At 69.0% G+C, this 25382-nt stretch carries 17 protein-coding genes and 1 tRNA gene; 12 read left to right on the top strand and 6 right to left on the bottom strand.

Going from position 1 to position 25382, the window contains the following annotated elements:
• Nucleotides 1-5: 5 nt before the first annotated feature.
• The gene (locus tag AAD528_RS05450) at nt 6-488 is read right to left on the bottom strand and encodes an NUDIX domain-containing protein (protein ID WP_345751031.1); all 483 of its coding nucleotides are present in this window, start codon (nt 486-488) and stop codon (nt 6-8) included.
• Nucleotides 489-673: 185 nt separating this feature from the next.
• Nucleotides 674-1936: an APC family permease gene (locus AAD528_RS05445; protein ID WP_345751030.1), complete on the bottom strand. Its 1263-nt coding sequence runs from the start codon at nt 1934-1936 to the stop codon at nt 674-676.
• A 220-nt stretch (nt 1937-2156) separates the two neighbouring features.
• On the opposite strand from AAD528_RS05445, the gene AAD528_RS05440 reads away from it, so the two are divergent.
• The 7 genes from AAD528_RS05440 (at nt 2157) to AAD528_RS05410 (ending at nt 9198) form a co-directional block, all read left to right on the top strand.
• Nucleotides 2157-3617 (top strand): MFS transporter, encoded by a 1461-nt coding sequence (locus AAD528_RS05440; RefSeq protein ID WP_345751261.1) that lies wholly within the window; start codon nt 2157-2159, stop codon nt 3615-3617.
• Nucleotides 3618-3832: 215 nt separating this feature from the next.
• Nucleotides 3833-5113 carry a phosphopyruvate hydratase gene (gene eno / locus AAD528_RS05435; RefSeq protein WP_345751029.1) on the top strand — a complete coding sequence of 427 codons (1281 nt, stop codon included), beginning with the start codon at nt 3833-3835 and terminating at the stop codon, nt 5111-5113.
• Between the two features lie 50 nt (nt 5114-5163).
• Nucleotides 5164-5709, top strand: coding sequence for an FtsB family cell division protein (locus AAD528_RS05430; protein WP_345751028.1), 546 nt, complete (start codon nt 5164-5166; stop codon nt 5707-5709).
• An 83-nt stretch (nt 5710-5792) separates the two neighbouring features.
• On the top strand, nt 5793-6311 hold the full coding sequence (locus AAD528_RS05425) for a DUF501 domain-containing protein (protein WP_345751027.1): 519 nt from the start codon (nt 5793-5795) through the stop codon (nt 6309-6311).
• A complete protein-coding gene (locus AAD528_RS05420; RefSeq protein WP_345751026.1) occupies nt 6308-7627 on the top strand; it encodes a S8 family serine peptidase in 1320 nt (439 codons plus the stop codon). The genes AAD528_RS05425 and AAD528_RS05420 overlap by 4 nt, the downstream gene beginning before the upstream one ends.
• A gap of 19 nt (nt 7628-7646) precedes the next feature.
• The gene (locus AAD528_RS05415; protein WP_345751025.1) at nt 7647-9050 is read left to right on the top strand and encodes an NAD(P)/FAD-dependent oxidoreductase; all 1404 of its coding nucleotides are present in this window, start codon (nt 7647-7649) and stop codon (nt 9048-9050) included.
• A 74-nt stretch (nt 9051-9124) separates the two neighbouring features.
• Nucleotides 9125-9198 (top strand) — tRNA-Leu (locus tag AAD528_RS05410).
• A gap of 1092 nt (nt 9199-10290) precedes the next feature.
• Here AAD528_RS05410 and AAD528_RS05405 read toward each other — a convergent pair.
• From AAD528_RS05405 to AAD528_RS05390, 4 genes are all read right to left on the bottom strand, one after another.
• On the bottom strand, nt 10291-10623 hold the full coding sequence (locus tag AAD528_RS05405; RefSeq protein WP_345751024.1) for a hypothetical protein: 333 nt from the start codon (nt 10621-10623) through the stop codon (nt 10291-10293).
• Between the two features lie 321 nt (nt 10624-10944).
• Entirely contained in the window at nt 10945-16800 is a 5856-nt protein-coding gene (locus AAD528_RS05400; RefSeq protein ID WP_345751023.1) for a hypothetical protein, read from the bottom strand.
• Between the two features lie 195 nt (nt 16801-16995).
• A complete protein-coding gene (locus AAD528_RS05395; RefSeq protein WP_345751022.1) occupies nt 16996-18060 on the bottom strand; it encodes a hypothetical protein in 1065 nt (354 codons plus the stop codon).
• A 27-nt stretch (nt 18061-18087) separates the two neighbouring features.
• Nucleotides 18088-18249, bottom strand: a complete 162-nt coding sequence (locus tag AAD528_RS05390; RefSeq protein WP_345751021.1) for a hypothetical protein — start codon at nt 18247-18249, stop codon at nt 18088-18090.
• A 54-nt stretch (nt 18250-18303) separates the two neighbouring features.
• On the opposite strand from AAD528_RS05390, the gene AAD528_RS05385 reads away from it, so the two are divergent.
• The 5 genes from AAD528_RS05385 to secA2 are packed head-to-tail and all read left to right on the top strand — an operon-like array spanning nt 18304 to nt 25379.
• A complete protein-coding gene (locus AAD528_RS05385) occupies nt 18304-19572 on the top strand; it encodes a hypothetical protein (RefSeq protein WP_345751020.1) in 1269 nt (422 codons plus the stop codon).
• Nucleotides 19569-21134 (top strand): accessory Sec system protein Asp1, encoded by a 1566-nt coding sequence (gene asp1, locus AAD528_RS05380; protein ID WP_345751019.1) that lies wholly within the window; start codon nt 19569-19571, stop codon nt 21132-21134. The genes AAD528_RS05385 and asp1 overlap by 4 nt, the downstream gene beginning before the upstream one ends.
• On the top strand, nt 21109-22623 hold the full coding sequence (asp2, locus tag AAD528_RS05375) for an accessory Sec system protein Asp2 (protein WP_345751018.1): 1515 nt from the start codon (nt 21109-21111) through the stop codon (nt 22621-22623). Before asp1 ends, asp2 begins: the two co-directional genes overlap by 26 nt.
• Nucleotides 22613-23062 (top strand): accessory Sec system protein Asp3, encoded by a 450-nt coding sequence (gene asp3 / locus AAD528_RS05370; RefSeq protein ID WP_345751017.1) that lies wholly within the window; start codon nt 22613-22615, stop codon nt 23060-23062. Before asp2 ends, asp3 begins: the two co-directional genes overlap by 11 nt.
• Nucleotides 23052-25379: an accessory Sec system translocase SecA2 gene (gene secA2 / locus AAD528_RS05365; protein WP_345751016.1), complete on the top strand. Its 2328-nt coding sequence runs from the start codon at nt 23052-23054 to the stop codon at nt 25377-25379. Before asp3 ends, secA2 begins: the two co-directional genes overlap by 11 nt.
• The last annotated feature ends 3 nt before the right edge of the window (nt 25380-25382 follow it).

The following is a 25382-nucleotide window of genomic DNA, read 5'->3' as shown; positions in this document are numbered from 1 at the left end:
GCGGGTCAGAAGCCGATCGGCGTGATCGGCGTGAGGGAGCCGTCCGCCCATCGCTCGAGCACGACGCGCTCGTGCGGCACGACGGGATCCGGCAGCGCGTCGAGCGCGAACCAGCCCAGGTCGACGGCCTTGTCCTCCTGCAGCGCGGGCGTGCCCGTCCAGATCCGGCAGCCGAGGAAGAGGTCGATGCGCTCGTCGACCGCGGCGCCGTCGCCCGTGCGGTGCTCGAGCGTGAGGAACTCCAGGTCGCCGGGGGCGACGGCGACGCCGAGCTCCTCCGCGGCCTCGCGCGCCGCGGCCTGCAGCAGCGACTCGCCCTGCTCGACGTGACCGGCGGCGCCCGCTGCCCAGTGCCCGTCGTAGTAGCCCGTCCCCGCGCGCAGCTGCAGCAGCACGTCGTCGCCGCGGCGCAGCAGCACGTACACGGCGGGGATCACGGTGAATCGGCCGTGCGCGGCGGCGTACGCCTCGCTGTATCGCTCGGTCACGTGATCATTCTCACAGGCCGCGGCACGCGCGTCCTGCGCCTCGCACCGCCCTCGATGGGCCCGCTGCGGCATCCCGAGGTCCCAGCGCGCGCCGCTCTGGCCCGATCCGTGTCCCACTTCGCGCCGTCATGCGCGGTGATACCGGCGGAAACGGGGACACACCCTCTGCGCCGGGCGCCGCGGCCTCAGTCGCCCGCGCGGGCGCGCTCGCGGTGCAGGCGGATCGCTCGGAAGAGCAGGCCGATCACGAGCACGGCGACGCCTGCGACGACGCTCTGCCAGGGCAGGGTGAACGCCAGGATGACGCACCCGCCCGCGCCGAGCACCTGCATCCACCGCGGGTAGCGGCGCACCGCGGAACCCTGACGGTAGGCCGACAGGTTGGCGATCAGGTAGTACAGCAGCACGCCGAAGGACGAGAACCCGATGGCCCCGCGCAGGTCGGCGAACGCGACGACGGCGATGACGATCGCTCCCACCGCCAGCTCCATGCGGTGCGGCACGTGGAATCGCGGATGGATCGCCGCCAGGAACCGCGGCAGGTCGTGCTCGCGCGCCATCGCGAGGCCCGTGCGCCCGATGCCGGCGATGAGCGCGAGCAGGGCGCCCAGCGACGCGGCGGCGGCCCCCACCCGCACGACCGGCGACGCCCAGTCCCATCCCGCGGCGACGACCGCATCGGACAGGGGAGCGGTCGATGCCGCGGTGCCGCCCGCGCCGAGCGTCCACAGCAGCACGGCGCCGACCGCGGCGTACACGGCCAGGGCGACGACGAAGGCGATGGTGATGGCGCGCGGGATCGTGCGCGCCGGATCCCGCACCTCCTCGCCCATGGTGGCGATCCGGGCGTACCCGGCGAACGCGAAGAACAGCAGCCCCGCCGACTGCAGCAGGCCGGTTCCGCCGGCGGGTGGCGCGCCGGAGAACGCGCCGCCCGCGACGGCGGGCGCGCTGAAACCCGCGGCGACCGCGACCGCGAGCGCGAGGAGAGATACCGCGACGATGATCTTGGCGGCCAGGGCGGTGCGCGTCACGCCGAGGAGATTCACGCCCACGAGCGCGGCGACGGCGACGATCGCGACCGGCCGCTCCCACCCGGCGGGCGCGGCGTACGCGGCGAAGGTCATGGCCATGGCCGCGCAGCTCGCGAGCTTGCCGATCACGAAGCACCAGCCCGCCGCGTATCCCCACCAGGCGCCGAGCTCGGCGCGCCCGTACGCGTACGTGCCGCCCGCGATCGTGTGCACGGCGGCGAGCTGCGCCGACGCCGTCGCGTTGCAGTACGCCACGACGGCCGCGATCGCGAGTCCCGCGAGCAGCCACGAGCCGGCCGCCTGCGCCGCCGGCGCGAACGCGGAGAACACCCCCGCGCCGATCATGGCTCCCAGGCCGATGGCGACCGCGTCCGCGAGTCCGAGGCGGCGGGCGAGGGCCGGGGGCGTCGTCATGCGCCGGAGTATAGGTGGCGCGGATGACCCGGACGGTGCGCGGCGGTGACGCGTGACGAGTACCCGAAACCCGGCGAACGGGCAAGTCCGAGGCGCGGCTCGTCCGCCCAGGAGTAGAACAGATCAGGCGGGGGCGACGGGTGCCCCCGCGAGAAGGGAGCGCCGGATGTCGTCGTCGGGCACACAGGCCAAGGAAGTGAAGTCCCTCGTCCCCGCGCGGATGGACCGGCTGCCGTGGGCCCGGTTCCACTGGATGATCGTCGTCGGACTCGGCTTCTCCTGGATCCTCGACGGCCTCGAGGTGCAGATCGTCGCCGCCAACGGCTACGCCGCGACCCTCGGCATGGGCCCCGCGGAAGTGGGCCTCGCCGGCACGTCCTACCTGCTCGGGCAGGTCGCCGGCGCGCTGTTCTTCGGCCGCCTCACCGACCGACTCGGTCGCAAGAAGCTGTTCATCCTCTCGCTCGCGGTCTACCTCATCGGCAGCGCCGTGGCGGGCCTGTCGTTCGCCCCGTGGTTCTTCTACATCTGGCGATTCGTCGCGGGTGCCGGAATCGGCGGCGAGTACGCGGCGATCAACTCCGCGATCGACGAGATCATCCCCTCGAAGTATCGGGGCCGCGTCGACATCGCGATCAACGGCACCTACTGGGGCGGGGCGGCGCTCGGCGCGTTCGCCAACATGTTCTTCCTGAACACCGAGATCCTTCCCGAGGACCTCGGATGGCGGCTCAGCTTCTTCCTCGGCCCCGTGCTCGGCCTGCTCATCATCTGGCTCCGCCGGCACATCCCGGAGAGCCCTCGCTGGCAGATGACCCACGGGCTCGAGGAGGAGGCGGAGCGCAACGTCGACGGCATCGAGGAGCGCATCCGTCGGGAGGGCAAGGAGATCCCACCGGTCGACGAGTCGAAGACGATCACCGTCAAGGAGTACGGACGGGTGCCCTTCCTCGTCATCGCGAAGGTGCTGTTCCGGAAGTATCCGCGCCGCACGTTCGTGGGCATCAGCATGATGGTGACGCAGTCGTTCCTGTACAACGCGATCTTCTTCACGTATGCGCTGGTGCTGGAGAACTTCTACGACACACCTCCGGCCGCCGCATCCCAGTACTTCATCGTGTTCGCGGTCGGCAATCTCGCCGGAGCGCTCCTGCTGGGGCACTTCTTCGACACCTGGGGCCGCCGACGGATGCTGTTCGGCACCTACGTGCTCGCCGGCCTCATCCTGCTCGTGAGCGCGTTTCTCTTCAACGCGGGCGTGCTGACGGCCGCGACGCACACGGCGTTCTGGTGCGCGTCGTTCTTCTTCGCCTCGGCGGGAGCGTCGGCCGCCTACCTCACCGTGAGCGAGATCTTCCCGCTCGAGCTGCGCAGCCAGGTGATCTCGTACGTGTTCTCGGTGGGGCAGTTCGTGGGCGCGATCGCGCCGCTGCTGTACGGCGCGCTGATCGGCCAGAGCGCCGAGACGGGCGACCGGACGCCGCTGTTCTGGGGGTACGTCCTCGGGGCGGTGATCATGATCCTCGGGGGCGTGATCTGCGGCATCTTCGGAGTGAGCGCGGCCGGCAAGTCGCTGGAGGACATCGCCGATCCGCTGTCCCTGGTGGAGGGACCCGAGACCCGCGTGACCCCGGAGGATGCCTCGGCGAGCGAGGTGGAGGACGAGCGGACGGGCCGCTGACCCCACCAGGAGGCGCCCGGGCGAGGCGCTGCACGTCACCCGCGCAGATGGCAGGGGCGCGGCACGCGCGAGGCGCTGCGTGGCCGTGGCGATCGTGCGCGAGGCGTCGCGGGCGGGCGGCACCCCGTCCTGACCGCGCCGCGGCGGAGCCATAGACTGACCGCGGGGCTGTGCGGGCCCCGCACACAGAGCGTCCACCGAGAGGAAGTCATTCCGTGGCACTGATCGAAGCTGTAGGCGCGCGCGAGATCCTGGATTCGCGCGGCAACCCGACCGTCGAGGTGGAGGTGCTCCTCGATGACGGCATCGTGCAGCGCGCCGCCGTCCCGTCGGGAGCGTCCACGGGCGCGTTCGAGGCGTACGAGCTGCGCGACGGCGACAAGGGCCGCTACGCCGGCAAGGGCGTGCAGAAGGCCGTCGACGCCGTGATCGACGAGCTCGGCCCCGCCATCGAGGGCCTCGACGCCAGCGACCAGCGCGTGATCGACGCCGCGCTGATCGAGGCGGACGGCACCCCCAACAAGCAGCGCACGGGCGCCAACGCGATCCTCGGCATCAGCCTCGCGGTCGCCAAGGCCGCAGCGGACAGCGCCGACCTGCCCCTGTTCCGCTACATCGGCGGCCCGAACGCGCACATCCTGCCCGTCCCGGCGCTCAACGTCATCAACGGCGGCGCCCACGCGGACACCGGCGTGGACATGCAGGAGTTCTTCCTCGTGCCGCTCGGCGCCGACTCGTTCAGCGAGGCGCTGCGCTGGGGCACCGAGACCTATCACGTGCTCAAGAGCGAGCTGAAGGCCGGCGGCTACGCCACGGGCCTCGGCGACGAGGGCGGCTTCGCCCCCGACCTGCCCAGCAACCGCGAGGCGCTGGACTTCCTGCTCAAGGCGATCGAGAAGGCCGGCTATACGCCCGGCACCGATATCGCGGTGGGCCTCGATGTGGCCGCGACCGAGTTCTTCGAGAACGGCGTGTACCGCTTCGAGGGCAAGGAGTGGTCGAGCGAGCAGCTGACGGACTACTACGAGGACCTGCTGGCCAACTTCCCGCTCGTCACGATCGAGGACGCGCTCGCCGAGGACGACTGGGACGGGTGGAAGGCCCTCACCGACCGCGTCGGCTCGAAGATCCAGCTCGTCGGCGACGACCTGTTCGTCACCAATCCGCAGCGCCTCGCCGACGGCATCAAGCGCGGCGTCGCGAACTCGCTGCTGTGCAAGGTGAACCAGATCGGCTCCCTCACCGAGACGCTCGACGCCGTCGCGCTGGCGCAGAACTCGGGCTACACCGTGATGATGTCGCACCGCTCCGGCGAGACCGAGGACACCACGATCGCCGACCTCGCGGTCGCCGTGAACGCGGGCCAGATCAAGTCGGGCGCGCCTGCTCGCAGCGACCGGGTCGCGAAATACAATCAGCTTCTGCGCATCGAGGAGGAGCTGGGCTCCGCGGCGGTCTTCGCGGGCCGCAGCGCGTACCCGCGCTTCTCGGCGTGACGCACTGAAGTTCTGACGAGGATCCATCCGGATCCGCGAGAGGGGGAGCCGTGAGCAGGAAGACGGCTCCCTCTTCCGCATCCCGGGGAGCGTCTGCCCGGCGGACCCCGCGACCGGGCGCGGACGCGCGCGAGTGGCTCGGCGGCATCCGGTTCTCCGGATTCGCGGCGATCATGCTCGGTCTCGTGGTGCTCGCCGTGGCGGTGCTGGCGCCGACCGTGGCGACCTACGTCGAGCAGCGGCAGAAGATCGCCGCGCTGGAGGAGGCCGTGCAGGTCACGCACGCCGAGATCGCGGATCTCGAGCGCGAACGCGACCGCTGGAAGGATCCGGCCTACATCACCACTCAGGCGCGCGAGCGGCTCTACTACGTCAAGCCGGGCGAGGTGCGCTTCCTCGTGATCGACGACCTCGAGGAGGTCGAGACGCCGCAGGACCCGGAGCCCATCAGCGCCGAGGTCGAGGAGAAGCACGCGGACTGGGCCGGCGGTCTGCTGCGCTCCGTCGTCGCGGCGGGGACGTCGCGCAACGCGATGGAGATCACGATCGGCCAGCCGGATGTGCCGTCGCCGCCGTCGGAGGCGCCGGCGCCCTGATCGACGACCGCGCACCTGCCGGAATGCTGGCAACGCGCCCGTCCGCCCGGGTCCGTCCCGTGCCCCGCGGGTAGCCTGGATCGGTGACGAACGCCTCCTTCGAACCCCTGCGCCCGATCGACGTCGAGGTCGTCTCGTCCCAGCTCGGCCGCGAGGCGCGTGGCGTGATCGGCATCGCCGCGCGCTGTGTCTGCGGCAACCCGACGGTCGTGGCGACCTCGCCCCGGCTGCCCGACGGCTCGCCGTTCCCGACGTTCTACTACCTCACGCATCCCGCCGCGACGGCGGAGATGTCGCGGCTTGAGGCGGGGCAGCTGATGCCCGAGCTCGCCGCGCGCCTGGAGGAGGAGCCGGAGTTCGCGGCGCAGTACCTGCGCGCGCACGAGGCTTACCTCGCCGACCGCGCCGCGTTCGGTGACGTGCCCGAGATCGACGGCATCTCCGCGGGCGGCATGCCCACCCGCGTGAAGTGCCTGCACGCGCTCGCCGGCCACGCCCTGGCAGCGGGTCCGGGAGTCAACCCCGTCGGCGACGCCGCGCTCGAGCGGTCGGCGTGGTCGCCCGAGCGCTGCGAGTGCGCCGAGCCGGGGAAGGCCGGATGAGTCGTCTCGCGCGGCTGGCCGCGTTCACGGCCCTGGCCGCCCTGCTGACCGGGGCGGCTCCCGCTCCCACGCCGGATCCCGTGCAGACGCCCGGCGCCGAGGCGACGCCCGAGCCCGAGGCGACGAAGGAGCCGACGCTTCGCGAGCGCCAGTACTGGCTCGAGGAGTACGGGATCCGCGACGCGTGGAAGGTCACTCGCGGCGAGGGCACCACGATCGCGGTGATCGACAAGGGCATCGCCGACGGGCCGAAGGAGTTCGAGGGCGCCGTCGTGGACGGCACGGACGTCTCCGGGGTCGGAACACCCGACGGCCGCACGCCGGTGGACGTCATCGACCGCAACCACGGCAGCTGGGTCGCCTCCGTCGCGGCTGCGCGCGCCGCCGGAGATCCGGACCGGATGGTCGGCGTAGCGCCGGAGGCCGATCTGCTGTCGGTGTCACTCGGGTTCGGGGACTCCGCGACGGTCCCGTTCGCGCAGCAGGTCGCCGAGGCGGTCGTCTGGTCCGTCGACCACGGCGCAGACGTCATCAACCTCTCCCTCACCACGAACTCGCAGAGCTGGGACGAGTCGTGGGACCAGGCGTTCCTCTACGCAATGCAGCACGACGTCGTGATCGTCGTCGCCGCGGGCAATCGCGGTAGTGGCACCAACTCGGTCGGTGCTCCCGCCACGATCCCCGGGGTCCTCACGGTCGCCGGGGTCGATCCCGAGGGCAAGGCGAGCGTCGAGGCGTCGACGCAGGGCATCACGATCGGCGTCTCCGCGCCGAGCGAGAAACTGCTCGGGGTGTCCAATGACGGTGAGATCGTCGAGTGGCGGGGCACAAGCGGTGCGGCGCCGATCGTGGCCGGCATCGCCGCGCTCGTCCGCGCGGCGCATCCGGAGATGAGCGCGGATGACGTGATCAACCGGATCATCAAGACCGCTCGGAAGCCGAAGGACGTCGAGGTCCCCGACGCGTTCTACGGATACGGCCTGATCGACGCGGAGGCCGCGGTCACCGCCTCGGTGCCGCATGTCACGAAGAACCCCATGGGCGACCTCGAGCGCTGGATCCAGGTCAACCGCCGTCAGCCGGCGGCGCCGCTGCCGACGCCGACCGTGACCCCGGTCGAGATCCCGCCGCTGCCGCCCGCGGATCCGCCGGCCGAGGCCGGTTCCTCGTTCCTCCCGTCCGAGGACGAGCTGCGGTCCGGGACGCTTCCGCTCGCGGCCCTCAGCGGCGCTGGTATTCTCGTGATGCTGGGCGTCATCGCGGCTGTGCGACGCGTCCGCTCGGCCCGTGTGCGGCGGTCGCCGGGCAAACCCTGACTCAAGGAGTTCTTCACTCGTGCCCCAGATTCTCATCGTCGGTGGCGGTTACGCGGGCTTCTACACCGCGTGGAAGCTCGAGAAGCACCTGCGTCGCGGGGAGGCGGAGGTCATCATGGTCGACCCGCTCCCGTACATGACGTACCTGCCGTTCCTCCCCGAGGTCGCGGCCGGATCGATCGAGGCTCGTCACACGGTGGTCTCGCACCGCCGTCACCTCAAGCGCACGAAGCTCATCACCGCCAAGGTGACCGGCATCGACCACGCGAATCGGACGGCCACCATCACGCCCGAGGGCGGCGAGTCCTACGAGCTGGCGTACGACCACATCGTCGTGACCGCCGGATCCGTCTCGCGGACGTTCCCCATCCCGGGCATCGCCGAGAACGCGGTCGGTCTGAAGTCGGTCGAGGAGGCCGTCTACGTCCGCGACACCCTGATCCACAACTTCGAGAAGGCCTCCGCGCTGCCGGCGGGCGACCCGCTGCGCCAGCGCCTGCTGACGACAGTGGTCGTCGGCGGCGGCTTCGCCGGCATCGAGACCTTCGCCGAGCTGCGTTCGCTCGCCTCGTCGCTGGTCGGCCAGTATCCGGAGATCTCGTTCGAGGAGACGCAGTTCCACCTCATCGAGGCGATGGGCCGCATCATGCCCGAGGTGTCGCTGCCCACGAGCGAGTGGGTGCTCAAGGACCTCGCTCAGCGCGGTGCGAACGTGCACCTCGAGACGCAGGTGACGAGCGCCGTCGACGGCATCGTCGAGACGTCCACGGGAGACTCCTACCCGTCCGGTCTGATCGTCTGGACCGCCGGCGTGATGGCGAACCCCGGTGTCGTCCGCGCCGGTGACCTTCCGACCGAGCCGCGCGGCCGCATCACGACGCAGGCCGACCTGCGGGTGATCGACGCGGACAAGAACGTCGTCGAGGGCGCCTGGGCGGCCGGCGACATCGCCGCGGTGCCGGACAAGACCGGCGGCCTGCCGGACGGCACGTGCGTGCCGAACGCGCAGCACGCCGTCCGCCAGGCCAAGCGCCTCGCGAAGAACCTCGTCGCCGTGCTGCGCGGCGAGGAGCCCGTGGACTACTACCACAAGAACCTCGGCGCGGTCGCGGGTCTCGGCCTGTACGACGGCGTCTTCCAGTCGGGCAAGTTCGCCCTCAAGGGATTCCTCGCCTGGGTCGCGCACCGCGGCTACCACGGCCTGGCCATGCCGACGTGGGAGCGCAAGTGGCGCGTGCTCTGGGGCTGGTGGCACAACCTCTGGCTCGGCCGCGACACCGTGGAGCTCATCACCGTCGAGCGCCCGCGCGACTTCTTCGAGGCCTACGCCTCGCGTCCGAAGCCGCCGATGGAGGCCCCCGTCGAGCCCGCGCCCGACAAGGCCGCCGGCGACAAGCTGCCCGCCGAGGCCGGCGCCAAGTAGGCCTCGAGCTTCGAGAGCCGCCACCCGTTGCGGGTGGCGGCTCTCGCCGTCTGCGCCGGTAGCGTGGACGAGCCCCCCCCGTAGCCCAACTGGCAGAGGCAGGCGACTTAAACTCGCCCGAGTCTGGGTTCGAATCCCAGCGGGGGGACCGACGAGCGGTCGCGCGTGACGCGCGGCGCCCGTGTCTCTGGCGATGACGGACACCTTCGATAACCTGGCTCCGAGACAGTTGGCGGATGCCACGCGGGCGGGGACGCGGTCGACGAGGGATATCTCGATGCGATCGATCTCGATGCGGGGCGAGGAGGGGACGAGAGACCATGTCCGACAGCACGCCCGTCTCATATGACGTCACGGCGGCGAACCTCAAGGCTCTGGCCACCGAGGGCAGCGCGGTGCTCACGCCGGGCAGCGGGGCCCCGAGCGAGTCCGGCTCCGAGTCGACGTCGCAGTCGAGCACCGATTCCGAGACCGGCGGCCAGTTCTCGAACAACGACGGCAAGGGGAACGTCAACACCCGCGCCAACGCCGAGCACGCCAATCTGAAGACCGGAGCAGCGAGCCAGTCTGCGGCTCCTGCGCCGGCGAGTGAGTCTGCGGCTCCTGCGCCGGCGAGTGAGTCTGCGGCTCCTGCGCCGGCGAGTGAGTCTGCGGCTCCTGCGCCGGCGAGTGAGTCTGCGGCTCCTGCGCCGGCGAGTGAGTCTGCGGCTCCTGCGCCGGCGAGTGAGTCTGCGGCTCCTGCGCCGGCGAGTGAGTCTGCGGCTCCTGCGCCCGCCAGTGAATCCGCGGCTCCCGAGTCCGCGTCGACGGCGCCGGAGGCGGCGAGTGAGTCCGCGGCTCCGGAGGCGGGGAGCGATTCGGCTGCGCTGGAGTCCGAGTCGGCCGTGCCGGGCGCGTCGAGCGAGTCGACGGCATCGGATGCCATGGGCGAGTCGGCCGCACCGGAGTCCGAGTCGGCTGCACCGGCGACCGGGAGCCAGTCGGCCGCGCCGGAGTCCGGCGGGGCGTATGCCGACAGCGTGTCGACATCCGAGTCTCTGTCTGCGAGCGGGTCGGCGAGCGCGTCGACGTCGGACTCTTCGTCAGTGAGCGGGTCGCCGCGCGCGTCGACGTCGGAGAGCGCGTCGGCAAGCCAGTCGACCGCACCGGCGCGGTCGACCCTCCTGATGCGCGCAGCGCTGTCGACTCCGTCCGCCAGCGCGAGCACGTCGACGCCCGCGGCTCCGCCGACCTACTCGGATCAGGGGCTCACGAACGCCTCGATCTCGTACGGCGCCGGAGCGGATCCGTCGTTGTCGAGCACCGGCGCGGGCAAGGCGCCGTATTCCAGCGTGGGAACCGGTTCGTACAACGGCAGTGTCGTCACGTACAACACCGCGATCACCACGTCCAACAGCAACATCACCTCCGCGAACTTCGCGGCTGTTCTCGCCGCGACCAACATCACGATCAATGGCGTCAAAGCGCAGTTCGTCGCGAGCCCGATGTACATCGGCAACACGTTGTACGCCGGATACATGACCACGGGCAGTGGCGTGCTGATCGCCGTGCAGGCGCTGCCGGCAGGCGGCATCTCGATCTACAACCTCAACTCGCTCTTCTACTACTTCAACAGCGCGAGCACACCCAGCAATACGCCGAGCCTGATCGTCTCCAACAGCCAGTCGACGAGTCTTTCGGCAAGTCAGTCCGCCACTCCCTCGGGCACCGCCAGCGGATCTGCTTCGGCGAGCAAGTCGGCATCCATCTCGGCAAGTCAGTCGACCTCCGCCAGCGGCTCCGCGTCGGCGAGCAAGTCCGGATCTGCTTCCGCGAGTCAGTCGGCTTCGGTCAGCGGGTCGACATCGGCAAGCAAGTCCGGGTCGCTCTCTGCCAGCCAGTCCGGCTCCGCGAGTCAGTCGGCTTCGGTCAGCGGGTCGACATCGGCGAGCAAGTCCGGGTCGCTCTCTGCCAGCCAGTCCAGCTCGGCGAGCACGTCTGGGTCGGCGTCGGTGAGCCAATCGACGTCGACGAGCAAGTCGGCCTCCGTCTCGGCCAGCCAGTCGGGTTCGACGAGCGGTTCGCTGTCTGCCAGCCAGTCATCGGTCAGCGGATCGACCTCGGCGAGCAAGTCCGGGTCGCTGTCGGCCAGCCAGTCGGGCTCAGTGAGCGGCTCGCTGTCTGCGAGCCAGTCGGCGTCAACCAGCCAGTCCGGATCGCTGTCGGCGTCCACCAGCCAGTCCGGGTCGGTGTCGGGGAGTGCGTCCGGTTCGGCGTCGACGAGCGGTTCTCTGTCGACGAGTGAATCGGCTTCCGCAAGCGGCTCGCTGTCGGCCAGCGAGTCTGGTTCGGTCTCGGCCAGCCAATCTGGTTCGCTCTCGACGAGCGGATCGCTGTCGTCGAGCGAATCTGATTCGGCGTCGGTGAGTGGCTCGTTGTCGACGAGTGAGTCCGGGTCGGTGTCGGACAGCGCGTCTGCGTCGACCAGTGAGTCTGGGTCTCTCTCGACCAGCGGATCGCTTTCGACAAGCGAATCGACGTCGGCCTCCGCCAGCGCGTCGGATTCGACCTCCACCAGCGGGTCCCTGTCGGTTAGTGAGTCAGGGTCGGTATCCGGCAGCGCCTCGGCCTCGACGAGCGGGTCGCTGTCGGCAAGTGGCTCTCTGTCGGCGAGTGATTCGGGTTCGGTTTCCACGAGCGGGTCGCTGTCGACCAGTGAGTCGGGCTCCGCGTCCACGAGCGGGTCGCTCTCGACCAGTGAGTCCGGGTCTGCGTCCACGAGCGGGTCGCTCTCGACCAGTGAGTCCGGGTCTGCGTCCACGAGCGGGTCGCTCTCGACGAGTGAGTCGGGTTCGTTGTCGGCGAGTGAGTCGGGTTCTGCGTCGACGAGTGGGTCGGCGTCGGCGAGTGAGTCGGGTTCGTTGTCGGTGAGTGACTCGGGTTCTGCGTCGACGAGTGGTTCCCTCTCCGCCAGCGAGTCGGGCTCTGCGTCCACGAGCGGGTCGCTGTCTACCAGCGAGTCGGGCTCGGTGTCGGGCAGCGCCTCGGCATCGACCAGTGAGTCGACGTCGACGAGCGGGTCGCTCTCGGCGAGTGAGTCGGGTTCTGCGTCGGGCAGCGCCTCGGCGTCGACGAGTGAGTCGGGTTCTGCGTCGACGAGTGGTTCCCTCTCCGCCAGCGAGTCGGGCTCTGCGTCCACGAGCGGGTCGCTGTCGACCAGTGAGTCCGGGTCTGCGTCGACCAGCGGGTCGCTGTCGACCAGTGAGTCCGGGTCCGCGTCCACGAGCGGGTCGTTGTCGACGAGTGAGTCCGGGTCCGCGTCCACGAGCGGGTCGCTCTCGACCAGCGAGTCCGGCTCGGTGTCGACGAGTGGTTCGCTCTCGACGAGTGAGTCGGGTTCGTTGTCGACGAGTGAGTCGGGTTCTGCGTCCACGAGTGGTTCCCTCTCCGCCAGCGAGTCGGGTTCTGCGTCCACGAGCGGGTCGCTGTCGACCAGTGAGTCCGGGTCTGCGTCGACCAGCGGGTCGTTGTCGACGAGTGAGTCCGGGTCCGCGTCCACGAGCGGGTCGCTCTCTACCAGCGAGTCCGGGTCCGCGTCCACGAGCGGGTCGCTGTCTGCCAGTGAGTCTGGCTCGGCGTCGACGAGTGGCTCGCTCTCGACGAGTGGTTCGGGTTCTGCGTCGACGAGCGGTTCGCTGTCGACGAGTGAGTCGGGGTCGTTGTCGACGAGTGAGTCGGGGTCGGAGTCGACGAGTGGGTCGTTGTCGACGAGTGAGTCCGGGTCGGAGTCGACGAGTGGGTCGTTGTCGACGAGTGAGTCGGGTTCGTTGTCGACGAGTGGGTCGTTGTCGACGAGTGAGTCGGGTTCTGCGTCGACGAGTGGTTCGCTGTCGACCAGCGAGTCGGGTTCTGTTTCGGGTAGCGCCTCGGCATCGACCAGTGAGTCGACGTCGACGAGCGGGTCGCTCTCGACGAGTGAGTCGGGTTCTGCGTCGACGAACGGGTCGCTGTCGACGAGTGAGTCGGGGTCTACGTCGACCAGTGGTTCGCTGTCGATGAGTGAGTCGGGTTCTGCGTCGGGCAGCGCCTCGGCGTCGACGAGTGAGTCGGGTTCTGCGTCGACGAGTGGTTCCCTCTCCGCCAGCGAGTCGGGCTCTGCGTCCACGAGCGGGTCGCTGTCGACCAGCGAGTCCGGTTCTGCGTCGACCAGCGGGTCGCTGTCGACCAGTGAGTCCGGGTCCACGTCCACGAGCGGGTCGCTGTCTACCAGCGAGTCGGGTTCTGCGTCGACGAGTGGGTCGTTGTCGACGAGTGAGTCGGGTTCTGCGTCGACGAGCGGCTCGCTCTCGACGAGTGAGTCGGACTCTGCGTCCACGAGCGGGTCGCTCTCGACGAGTGAGTCCGGCTCGGTGTCGACGAGCGGTTCGCTCTCGGCGAGTGAGTCGGGTTCTGCGTCGACGAGTGGTTCGCTGTCGACGAGTGAGTCCGGCTCGGTGTCGACGAGCGGTTCGCTCTCGGCGAGTGAGTCGGGTTCTGCGTCGACGAGTGGTTCGCTGTCGACGAGTGAGTCGGGTTCTGCGTCGACGAGTGGGTCGCTGTCTACCAGCGAGTCGGGCTCGGTGTCGGGCAGTGCCTCGGCATCGACCAGTGAGTCGACGTCGACGAGCGGGTCACTCTCGACGAGCGAGTCCGGTTCTGCGTCGACGAGTGGTTCGCTGTCGACCAGCGAGTCGGGTTCTGTTTCCGGCAGCGCCTCGGCGTCGACGAGTGAGTCGTTGTCGACGAGTGAGTCGGGGTCTACGTCGACGAGTGGGTCGTTGTCGGCGAGTGAGTCGGGGTCTACGTCGACGAGTGGGTCGTTGTCGGCGAGTGAGTCGGGCTCTGCGTCCACGAGCGGGTCGCTGTCGACCAGTGAGTCGGGCTCTGCGTCCACGAGCGGGTCGCTGTCGACCAGTGAGTCGGGCTCTGCGTCCACGAGCGGGTCGCTGTCGACCAGTGAGTCGGGCTCTGCGTCCACGAGCGGGTCGCTGTCGACCAGTGAGTCGGGCTCTGCGTCCACGAGCGGGTCGCTGTCGACCAGTGAGTCGGGCTCTGCGTCCACGAGCGGGTCGCTGTCGACGAGTGAGTCCGGGTCCGCGTCCACGAGCGGGTCGCTGTCGACGAGTGAGTCCGGGTCCGCGTCGACGAGCGGGTCGCTGTCGACGAGTGAGTCCGGCTCGGTGTCGACGAGCGGGTCGCTGTCGACGAGTGAGTCCGGGTCCGCGTCCACGAGCGGGTCGCTCTCGACCAGCGAGTCCGGCTCGGTGTCGACGAGCGGGTCATTGTCGGCCAGTGAGTCGGGTTCGGCGTCGACGAGTGGGTCGTTGTCGGCCAGTGAGTCGGGTTCTGCGTCGACGAGTGGTTCGGTGTCGGCCAGCGAGTCGGGTTCTGCGTCCACGAGCGGGTCGCTGTCGACCAGTGAGTCCGGGTCTGCGTCGACGAGCGGGTCGCTCTCGACGAGTGAGTCGGGTTCGGTGTCGACGAGTGGTTCGCTCTCGACGAGTGAGTCGGGTTCGGTGTCGACGAGTGGTTCGCTCTCGACGAGTGAGTCGGGGTCGTTGTCGACGAGTGAGTCGGGTTCGTTGTCGACGAGTGAGTCGGGTTCGTTGTCGACGAGTGAGTCGGGTTCTGCGTCGACGAGTGGTTCCCTCTCCGCCAGCGAGTCGGGCTCTGCGTCCACGAGCGGGTCGCTGTCGACCAGCGAGTCCGGTTCTGCGTCGACCAGCGGGTCGCTGTCGACCAGTGAGTCCGGGTCCACGTCCACGAGCGGGTCGCTGTCTACCAGCGAGTCGGGTTCTGTTTCGGGCAGCGGGTCGCTGTCGACCAGTGAGTCCGGGTCCGCATCGGCCAGCGGGTCGCTCTCGACGAGTGAGTCGGGTTCTGCGTCGGCGAGTGGTTCGCTCTCGGCGAGTGAGTCGGGTTCTGCGTCCACGAGCGGGTCACTCTCGACGAGTGAGTCCGGGTCTGCGTCGACGAGTGGGTCGCTGTCTACCAGCGAGTCGGGCTCGGTGTCGGGCAGTGCCTCGGCATCGACCAGTGAGTCGACGTCGACGAGCGGGTCACTCTCGGCAAGTGAGTCGGGTTCTGCGTCCACGAGCGGGTCGTTGTCGACGAGCGAGTCCGGGTCCGCGTCCACGAGCGGGTCGCTCTCGACCAGCGAGTCCGGCTCGGTGTCGACGAGCGGGTCGTTGTCGGCCAGCGAGTCGGGTTCGGCGTCGACGAGCGGTTCGCTCTCGACGAGTGAGTCCGGTTCTGCGTCGACGAGTGGTTCGCTGTCGACCAGCGAGTCGGGTTCTGTTTCGGGTAGCGCCTCGGCGTCGACCAGTGAGTCGGCGTCGACGAGTGGGTCGCTCTCGACGAGTGAGTCCGGTTCTGCGTCGACGAGTGGTTCGCTGTCGACCAGCGAGTCGGGTTCTGTTTCGGGTAGCGCCTCGGCGTCGACCAGTGAGTCGGCGTCGACGAGTGGGTCGCTCTCGACGAGTGAGTCCGGTTCTGCGTCGACGAGTGGTTCGCTGTCGACCAGCGAGTCGGGTTCTGTTTCGGGTAGCGCCTCGGCGTCGACCAATGAGTCGGCGTCGACGAGTGGGTCGCTCTCGACGAGTGAGTCTGGCTCGGCGTCGACGAGTGGTTCGCTCTCGGCGAGTGGGTCGGGTTCTGCGTCGACGAGCGGGTCGTTGTCGGCTAGTGAGTCGGGGTCGGAGTCGACGAGTGGGTCGTTGTCGACGAGTGAGTCGGGTTCTGCGTCGACGAGCGGGTCGTTGTCGGCTAGTGAGTCGGGGTCGGAGTCGACGAGTGGGTCGTTGTCGACGAGTGAGTCGGGTTCTGCGTCGACGAGCGGGTCGTTGTCGGCTAGTGAGTCGGGGTCGGAGTCGACGAGTGGGTCGTTGTCGACGAGTGAGTCGGGTTCGTTGTCGACGAGTGAGTCGGGTTCTGCGTCGACGAGTGGTTCGCTGTCGACCAGCGAGTCGGGTTCTGTTTCCGGCAGCGCCTCGGCGTCGACCAGTGAGTCGACGTCGACGAGTGGGTCGCTGTCGACGAGTGAGTCGGCGTCGACGAGTGGGTCGCTCTCGACCAGTGAGTCGGGTTCTGCGTCGACGAGTGGGTCGTTGTCGACGAGTGGGTCGTTGTCGACGAGTGAGTCGGGTTCTGCGTCGACGAGTGGGTCGTTGTCGACGAGTGAGTCGGGTTCGGCGTCGACGAGTGGTTCCTTCTCCGCCAGCGAGTCCGGGTCCGCGTCCACGAGCGGTTCGCTGTCGACCAGCGAGTCCGGGTCTGCGTCGACGAGCGGGTCGCTCTCGGCGAGTGGGTCGGGTTCTGCGTCCACGAGTGGGTCGTTGTCGGCTAGTGAGTCGGGGTCGGCGTCGACCAGCGAGTCCGGGTCCACGTCCACGAGCGGGTCGTTGTCGGCGAGTGAGTCTGGCTCGGCGTCGACGAGCGGTTCGCTCTCGACGAGTGAGTCCGCGTCCACGAGCGGTTCGGCGTCGGCAAGCAGTTCCCTCTCCGCCAGCGAGTCGGGGTCTGCGTCGACGAGTGGGTCGTTGTCGACCAGTGAGTCCGGTTCTGCGTCCACGAGTGGTTCGCTCTCGACGAGCGAGTCCGGTTCTGCGTCCACGAGTGGTTCGCTCTCGACGAGCGAGTCCGATTCGGTGTCGACCAGTGACTCCCTGTCGGCGAGTGAGTCGGGCTCGGTCTCCGCGAGCGGATCTCTGTCCGCAAGTGGGTCCGATTCCACTTCCGCGAGTGTGTCGGAGTCGGGTTCGGTTTCCACGAGTGTGTCGGATTCGAGCTCGGTGGGCGGGTCGATGTCGGCGAGCGAGTCCGATTCCGTCTCGACCGGCGGGTCGCTTTCGGCGAGTGAGTCCGGGTCTGTGTCGGCCAGCGAGTCGGGTTCGGTCTCGGCGAGTGGGTCTCTGTCCGCAAGCGAGTCTCATTCTGCCTCGACGAGCGGTTCGGTTTCGGGCAGCGCCTCGGCGTCGACCAGTGAGTCGGCGTCGACCAGCGGGTCGCTGTCGGCGAGCGAGTCCGGTTCCAGCTCGACGAGCGGATCTCTTTCTACGAGCGAGTCCGATTCCGTCTCGACCAGCGGGTCTGATTCCGCTTCAGTGAGCGGGTCGGCGTCGGGATCGGCCTCCACGAGCGGGTCGCTGTCCGCGAGCGACTCCGAGTCCGTCTCGACGAGCGACTCTCTGTCGACGAGCGCATCTGACTCGATCTCGACCGGCGGATCCGAATCGGTGCCCGGCAGCGCGTCGATTTCGGCCAGCGGATCCGACTCCGCATCGACGAGTGATCCGGTTTCGGGCAGTGCGTCGGCATCTGCCAGCGAGTCCGAACCGGCTTCCGTGAGCGGGTCGGAGTCTGCGTCCGGTTCGACGAGCGGATACGGCTCGGTGAGCGAGCCCTCGTCCGCCAGCGATTCGGGCTCGCAGTCCGGCAGCGCATCGGGTTCGGCCACCGACTCGGTCTCGACCAGCGGATCGGTCTCGACGAGCGACTCGGCATCGACAACCGGCTCGGCATCGACAACCGGCTCGGCATCGACAACCGGCTCGGATTCGACCAGCGGATCGGGGTCCGCGTCGACGAGCGTGCCGGGACTGCCCAGTGAGTCCGCTCCCGGCGGCGCGCTCGGGTCGGACTCGGCGAGTGGGTCGACCTCCTCGTCCGGATCGGCCGTGCCCAGCGAGAGCGGTTCCGAGTCCGCCACGAGCGAGGCGGCGGTGCCCGGTGGACCCGCGTCGTCCAGCGAGTCGACGACCGCGCCGCCCGCGAGCGGCTCCACGGCGCCGGGCGCGTCCGACACGACCGCGACGACGGGACCCGCCTCGCCGGCCGAAACGCGCGGTGCCGAAGCTCGCGGTGCCGAGTCCGCATCCATCGCGGGAGCGGCTGCCGCCAGCGAGTCGGCGGTCGCAGGTGCGCCGGGCGCGTCGGGGTCGGCGGCTGCATCGACGTCGACGTCGGCGTCGGCGAGCGAGTGGGAGTCGGCCACCGACAGCGACTCCCAGAGCGCGGAGATCTACGAGTCGCTCAGCGGCACGCTCTCGGCGAGCGACTCCGAGTCGTCCGTCAGCGACTCGATCATCGAGAGCATGTCGCAGGCCGAGAGCGTCCTGGCGAGCGAGTCCGCGGCGCCCGGTGGGACGTCCCGCATCGGGTCGCTGCTGTCCTCGCTGAACATCTTCGGGAACCGGAAGAAGTGAGTTGCAGCGGGTGAATCGGGTAAGGATGGGCTGTGGCGAAGATTCCTGACGGCAGATTCGCGAGCCTGAAGACCAAGCTGCTGTGGACGGCGCTGTTCTTCGTGTGCTTCATGATCGGGCGCTACATCCCCATCCCGCTCATGCACGGGACGGCGACGGGAACCGGCGTCGAGCTGCTTAACGCCGCGAACATCGCCACGGGCGGCGACTTCTTCTACCCGTCCCTGTTCTCGCTGGGCCTCGGCCCGTGGATGGGGGCGGCGATCCTGTGGCGCTTCCTCTTCATCGGCAGGATCGCCCGCGGCCGCAACATCCCCGAGTCCACGGTCGACCGTGCGCGCAACACGCTCGTGGTGATCCTGGCCATCATCCAGGCCATCAGCCTGATGTCGGCGTACGACATCGAGCCGCTGCCCTGGGGTCTGTTCCCCGGCGGGGTGAACGCGCAGATCGTGATCGTCGTCGTCCTCACCGCGGGCGCCCTGCTGGTCGCCTGGCTGGCCAAGCGGAACGAGGAGCTGGGCCTGGGCGGCATCACCATGTTCATCCTGTACCAGCTCATCATCACGTCCATGCGCAACCTCGAGTCGCTGTCCGAGGCGGCGGGCGAGGCGCGGGACGCGGGCGTGCTGTGGGTCGTGATCGCCGCGTGCATCGGCGTCGTGCTGATCGGCATCATCGCCGGCAACGCCGAGCTGCGTCTGCACGTCAACAAGGTCGCGATCGACAACGGCTTCATCGGAGTGTCGTACCTCCCGATCAAGCTGAACCCCGCCGGCGTCTCGCCGATCATGTACGCCCTGGCGCTGCTCACCATCCCGCAGAGCATCGTCAACGCGGCGGGCGCGGTGATCCCGGGCGCCTCCGCGGGCGCGGAGCGGTTCCTGTCGGTCTGGACGCTGAGCAGCCCGCTCGGCTTCACGTTCTACCTGGCTCTGCTGTTTGTCCTGACCATCTTCTTCGGACTGTTCACGGTCGATCCGAGGGACATCGCGAAGCGGATGCGGGACGGCGGCGAGTACTTCGACCACGTCGCCCCCGGGGAGGCCACGCGGCGCTACGTCCGGCAGCGGGTCGTCGCGCTGTCGGCGGTCAGCGGCGTCTTCCTCGTGGTGTTCACGGGCCTGCCGCTCGCCTTCATGGGGGAGCATCCGAACCTGCAGTTCCTGCTGATGGCTCCGGGGACCCTGATGATCCTGCTGGGACTGCTCTGGATGCTGCAGGAGGAGATCGCGGACACGCGGATCGGGACGAAGTACGACTTCGCGTTCACGTCCCGCGTCGGGGGTGCGACCGCATGATCCACTTCATCCCGTCCTGGTACAACCCTGCGCGCCCCTGGTACTCCGCCGACCGTGCGTGGTTCCAGAGCACCCTCACGACGGAGGCGGATGACACCGTCACGCGCGTGCGGATCTTCCGGCAGGGGAGCGAGAAGACCGGGCTCGTGGTGCTGAACTACGCCCCGAGCCTGCGACGGTTCCTCCACAGCCACAACATCTTCGACGTGCCCTACTGGTCGTTCTTCGACGAGATCCAGGGGCTCGAGGACGACTACACCCGCCCCATCGACTTCCTCGAGCTCGAATGGCCCGACGACGTCAGCTTCTTCTACAACCCGTTCATCGTGACGGTGATGCGCGGCGCCGACGTGTACGCGCGCGTCCACCTGGCGCGCGCGGGCACGCTCCAGTCCATCCGGTACTACGGCGACGGCATGCCGACCGTCGAGCGCATCTACGACGACCGGGGCTTCGTCTCGAGCGTGCTGATGCACGACGAGGAGGGCCGCCCGATGACGCAGTACTACCTCTCGCGCGCGGGCGACGTGATCCTGAGCGAGGACGTGCCGTCGGGCCGGATCGACATCGTCCAGACCGCGGATGAGCGGATCCGCAGCCAGTCGTACGACAGCTGGGAGTCGTTGATGGCGGAGTTCCTCCGCGGCTACCTGGACGGCCGCAGCGGGACCGGCGACACCGTGGTGCTCGCGGTCGCCGAGCAGCATAACGACCTCGTGGCGTCGTGCCTCGGCGACCAGACGCTCGTGCTCTCGTGCTCCGCCGCGCGCCCGACGCGCGCCTCGAGCGCGCTGCTGGAGCGGGCCGGCGCCGTGTTCTCGGACTTCGGCCAGCCGCAGGACGGCGACACGAGACCGGAGGAGTGGGCCCTGCTGCCCGTGCTGTCGATCTACCCTCTCGAGCGACGCGCGACTTTCGGCGCCAGCGCGAACGAGTCCACGGTCTACATCTCGCTGTTCGCTGACGACATCACCCCCGAGGAGCTCGACTTCGCGATCGCCACCATGGCGCCGCAGCTCGTCGAGGAGCACACCCGCCTGCTGGTCTGCACGTTCCGGCGCCAGGACGTCGACCACCTCCAGGAGGTCCGGCGCGTCATCGCGGGCTACCAGCACCTCGACCTCGCCTTCCTGGAGGGCGACGTGAGCGCGCGCCTGAGCGTCGACGTCGGCATCGCCGAGGGCCCCGAGGAGAAGATCCAGCTGACGTTCGTGGATCGCGAGGCCGACCTCATCCACACGATGGCGAAGACCCGGGTGCTGGTCGACCTCGGCGCGAGGGCGAACGTCCTGCTGGCCGCCGCCGCGGTGGACGCGGGCGTGCCGCAGATCAACCGATACGAGCAGGAGCTCGTCACGCACCCGATCAACGGCTACGCGATCGGCGACGACTCCGAGCTCGCGACGGCGCTGGATCACTTCCTCTCGGGTCTCGAGCACTGGAACCAGTCGCTGGTGCAGTGCCGCGTCCTGGAGGATCTCTTCAGCGCGCCGGAGGTGCTCACCCGGTGGGAGCTCATCAAGGAGGTGGTGGCGTATGCGGGTCCTGCAGATCGGCCGTGACGACTGGTCGGCGACGATGACGCTGCCCGCGGGCGTCACATGGACGTTCGCCGACGTCGGCGAGTCGTGGGGCTTCGACCCGGCCCTCATCGGCCGCACCGACGTGACGATCCTCGACGCGCCCTGCGCGCCCGCGGAGCTGCAGGCGATCGACTCGCTGATCTCGCCGCACGCGCTCCTCGTGGACGATCGCCTCGAGACGGCGCTCGCCGACGAGCACCGCCGCTTCCTCGTCCGCAAGGCGGCGCGGTTTCGGGACATGGCGGGCCGTGAGGAGCTCGTCGCGCAGCTGTCCCGCCAGTACTTCGCGCGCCCGTTCGGCCAGAAGCTCGAGATCCGCAGCGCCGAGGTGGCGCCGTTCCACAGGTCGGGCGCGCGGTACGAGGGCAACTCCTACCTCGCGACCGACATCGAGCACGACGGCGACTTCCGCCAGCTGATGATGTGGAAGGAGAACATCCTCTACGAGAACCATCGCGCGCTGGAGCTGTGGCCCGAGTACGTCAAGGACGACGGCTGCGAGATCGAGTTCGTCGTGCAGCTGATCCAGAGCGGCACGTCGGATGTCATCGCGTTCCACCGCAGCTACTCCGAGGCCGAGCTGGCGGAGCCGATCCTGATCTCGCACGAGTCCAGCGGCTACCTGTCGTGCTCCGTCTTCGCCCGGGGGCGCGGGCAGGTGAAGGTCGGTCCCGTCCACTACCGCCACTCGCGCGAAGGCGCCGGTCACTTCCTGCCAGGCGGACGCCGGATCGTCGACAGCCGCCGCGAGGAGCTGTTCACGTACTTCCACCCCGGCGACCTCACGCCCCCGTTGAACATCTACTTCGCCGGATACCGCCCGGCGGAGGGCTTCGAGGGCTACTTCATGATGGCCGGGCTCGGGCATCCGTTCCTGCTGATCACGGATCCCCGCCTCGAGGGCGGCCGCTTCTACCTCGCGAGCGACGAACTCGAGGGCCGGCTGCACGAGGTGATCCGCGAGCACATCGACGCCCTCGGATTCCGCGAGGAGGACGTGATCTTCTCGGGCCTGTCCATGGGGTCGTTCGGCGCGCTCTACCACGGGTCGCAGTTCCGCTCGCACGCGATCATCGCGGGCAAGCCCATCATCGACCTCGGGTACGTCGCCGAGCGCGGACGCCTCGTGCGCCCGAAGGAGTTCCTCACGATCTTCGACATCGTGAACTTCTGGAGCAAGGCCGATCCCGGCAGCGCCGACGCCTTCACGCGGGAGCTCATCGACCGGTGGCGGGGCGATCCGGGCTTCGGGGACACGAAGATCCTGATGTCGTACATGCAGCAGGACGACTACGACGACGCCGCGTACTACACGCTGCTCGAGTCGCAGACCGGGAAGCCCACGACCGTGATCGCGCGTGGCTACCAGGGGCGGCACAACGACGACAGCGCCTCGATCGTGACCTGGTTCGTCAATCAGTACCGGCGGGTCATCGACGAGTACGTGGAGGCCCGAGATGGCGAGTGACGAGATCGCGACCGTGCGCTGGGGAAGCATCAACAGCCGGGCGTCGCTGTATGGATCGGCGCTGAGCCTGGATCCGTCGGGAGAGGTCCGTCTTGTGAACCGGCTGATGCCCAGCGGGACGACGATGCAGGAGTGGTACTCCTTCACCGACTACCAGGCGGTCCGGGAGGCCCCCACGCTGCCGCTGCTTCGTCACGGCGGGAGGTATCGCATCGCTCCCACGATCCGGTCCATGCCGGCCGACAGCGTGGTCTTCGAGGTGCGCTGCTTCGATCGCTTCGACGAGCTGCTGCGCGTCGACGTGCTGTACCCGCCGACGTACGAGTTCGAGTACCCGCGTGACTGCCATCACTACACGATCCGGCTCATGAACGCCGGCTGCGACGAGCTGCGCTTCACGTCGTTCACCCTGTTGGAGGTGGACGACCATGCCCGGTGACGCGGCCGGGAACCGCCGGCTCATCGAGCGCGTCAACGCGCACAAGGACGCCATGCGCGCCCTCTCCGACGCGCAGCTGCGCGAGAAGACGGACGAGTTCCGGCGGCGCGTCGAGAACGGCGAGACCCTGGATCAGCTCCTCCCCGAGGCGTACGCGGCGATCCGGGAGGCGGACCTGCGGGTCGTGGGCAAGTTCCCGTACGACAACCAGATCCTCGCCGCGATCGTGATGCACCAGGGCGACATCGCGGCGATGAAGACCGGCGAGGGCAAGAGCCTCACCGCGACGCTGCCGCTGTACCTGAACGCGCTGTCGGGCCGCGGTGCCATCCTCGTCACGGTGAACGGCTACCTCGCGCGCCGCGACGCGGAGGAGTTCCGTCCGGTGTTCGAGTTCATGGGCCTGCGGCTGGCGATCGGCGTGCCCGAGGTGGCGACCGAGGACTTCACATCGCGCGAGAAGAAGGACATCTACGCCGCGGACATCGTGTACTCGACCAGCGACAAGGTCGGCTTCGACTACCTGCTCGAGAACCTGTCCGGCACGAGCGAGGAGAAGTACCTCCGGCCCTTCAACTATGTGCTGATCGACGAGGCGGACGCGGTGCTGCTCGACCTGGCGCAGATGCCGCTCGTGATCTCGGGCTCGCCGCGCGTGCAGTCGAACCTCTACCCGCTGGCGGACGAGTTCGCCGCGACGCTGCGCGAGGGGATCGAGTACGAGTTCGAGGAGAGCACGGGCGTCGTCCGTCTCACCGAGGAGGGCATCGCCGCCGGGAACCGGTTCTTCCACGTCGAGAACCTCTACGACCCCGCGCTGTTCCGGCTGAACCGCCACGTCAATCTCGCGCTCCGCGCCCGCACGCGGTTCGAGCCGATGCGCGACTACATGGTCATGAACGGCAGCCTCGTGCTGCTGAGTGCGGTGACCGGCCGTCTGCTCGAGGGCAACAAGCTCCAGGGCGGGCTGCACCAGGCCATCGAGGCGCGCGAGGGCCTGGAGACCACGACGGAGAACCGGGCCATGGCATCCGTGACCTACCAGAATCTGTTCCTCATGTTCGAGACGATGGGCGGCATGACGGGAACGGCCCGGGGGTCCGAGAAGGAGCTTCTCAAGATGTACGGAACCCGCGTCGTCGAGATCCCGACGTATCGGCCCGTCATCCGGACGGACGAACCGGATGTCGTGGTGTCGACGCTCGAGGAGAAGGACCGCCTCGTCCTGGACTACCTCGAAGAGGTGCGGCAGACGGGCAGGCCCATCCTGATCACGACGGGATCGGTCAAGAGCTCGATCACGTTCTCGGAGTACCTGCTGCAGCGCGGCATCGAGCACAACCTGCTCAATGCCCTGAGCGAGGCGAAGGAGGCCGCGATGGTGCGGGAGGCCGGCCGCGTCGGGGCCATCACCGTGGCGACCCTGATCGCCGGTCGCGGCACGGACATCAAGCTCACGCCCGAGGCGCGCGAACTCGGCGGTCTGGTGATCATCGGCACCGAGAAGATGCCCAACCGACGCGTCGACGGCCAGGTGCGCGGCCGCAGCGGGCGGCAGGGAGACCCCGGAAGCAGCCGGTTCTACGCGTCGATGGAGGACGAGATCTTCGTCAAGTTCGGCTCGGTCAAGCAGGAGAAGATCCACCGGCGCCGCCGCAGCCCGCGCACCATGCGGCGGCTGCTGGACCGCGCGCAGATCGCCAGCGAGGAGAGCGCGGCCGGCGCTCGCAAGCTCTCCAAGGACTTCGACATCGCGATGGCGCGACAGCGGGACCTGGTCTACGAGATGCGCGCGCGGATCATCACGGGACCGCCGCTCGGCCCCGAGGACCTGGACGCGATCACGGCCGGGGTGCTCGACGATGCGGCCGACGCCGGCGCGTGGGGCACGCCCGGCGCCGTGAAGCGGTACATCTTCGACAATCTGAGCTACCGGCTGCCCGCCGACTTCGACCGCCTCGACGTGGGCGATCGGCAGGCCGTGCGCGCATTCCTCGCGACGATGTTCCGTCGATCGATCCAGGACAAGATCGACGTCCTGGCCGACGCAGAGGTGTACGCGCGACTGCAGAACATCGTCTTCCTCAAGGCGATCGACGTCGCCTGGATCGAGCAGGTCGACTTCCTGGAGCAGCTGAAGACCGTCGTCCAGGACCGCAACCTGGCGCAGCACAAGGTCGAGTACGAGTACCGCAGGGAGGCCTACTTCGCCTTCGAGGAGATGAAGAAGCGGATCAACCGGGACATCGTGCGCCTGCTGTGCTTGAGCCGGATCGAGCGCGGCGCCGACGGCGGCCTCATCATCCAGTTCGCCTGAGGG

It is taken from the genome of Microbacterium rhizophilum (genome assembly GCF_039605615.1).
Lineage (GTDB): Bacteria > Actinomycetota > Actinomycetes > Actinomycetales > Microbacteriaceae > Microbacterium > Microbacterium rhizophilus.
The sequence above is the reverse complement of the archived record's forward strand: the minus strand, read 5'-3'. Positions and strand labels throughout refer to the sequence as shown.

Bases quoted from the DNA above. Each gene is read 5' to 3' on its own strand.
- asp2 (WP_345751018.1), top strand. From the start codon at position 21,109: ATGCGGGTCCTGCAGATCGGCCGTGACGACTGGTCGGCGACGATGACG.
- AAD528_RS05420 (WP_345751026.1), top strand. From the start codon at position 6,308: ATGAGTCGTCTCGCGCGGCTGGCCGCGTTCACGGCCCTGGCCGCCCTG.
- AAD528_RS05390 (WP_345751021.1), bottom strand. From the start codon at position 18,249: ATGTTCAGCGAGGACAGCAGCGACCCGATGCGGGACGTCCCACCGGGC.
- AAD528_RS05405 (WP_345751024.1), bottom strand. From the start codon at position 10,623: ATGCCGCCTGCCGGCAGCGCCTGCACGGCGATCAGCACGCCACTGCCC.
- asp1 (WP_345751019.1), top strand. From the start codon at position 19,569: ATGATCCACTTCATCCCGTCCTGGTACAACCCTGCGCGCCCCTGGTAC.
- AAD528_RS05445 (WP_345751030.1), bottom strand. From the start codon at position 1,936: ATGACGACGCCCCCGGCCCTCGCCCGCCGCCTCGGACTCGCGGACGCG.
- secA2 (WP_345751016.1), top strand. From the start codon at position 23,052: ATGCCCGGTGACGCGGCCGGGAACCGCCGGCTCATCGAGCGCGTCAAC.
- asp3 (WP_345751017.1), top strand. From the start codon at position 22,613: ATGGCGAGTGACGAGATCGCGACCGTGCGCTGGGGAAGCATCAACAGC.
- AAD528_RS05440 (WP_345751261.1), top strand. From the start codon at position 2,157: ATGGACCGGCTGCCGTGGGCCCGGTTCCACTGGATGATCGTCGTCGGA.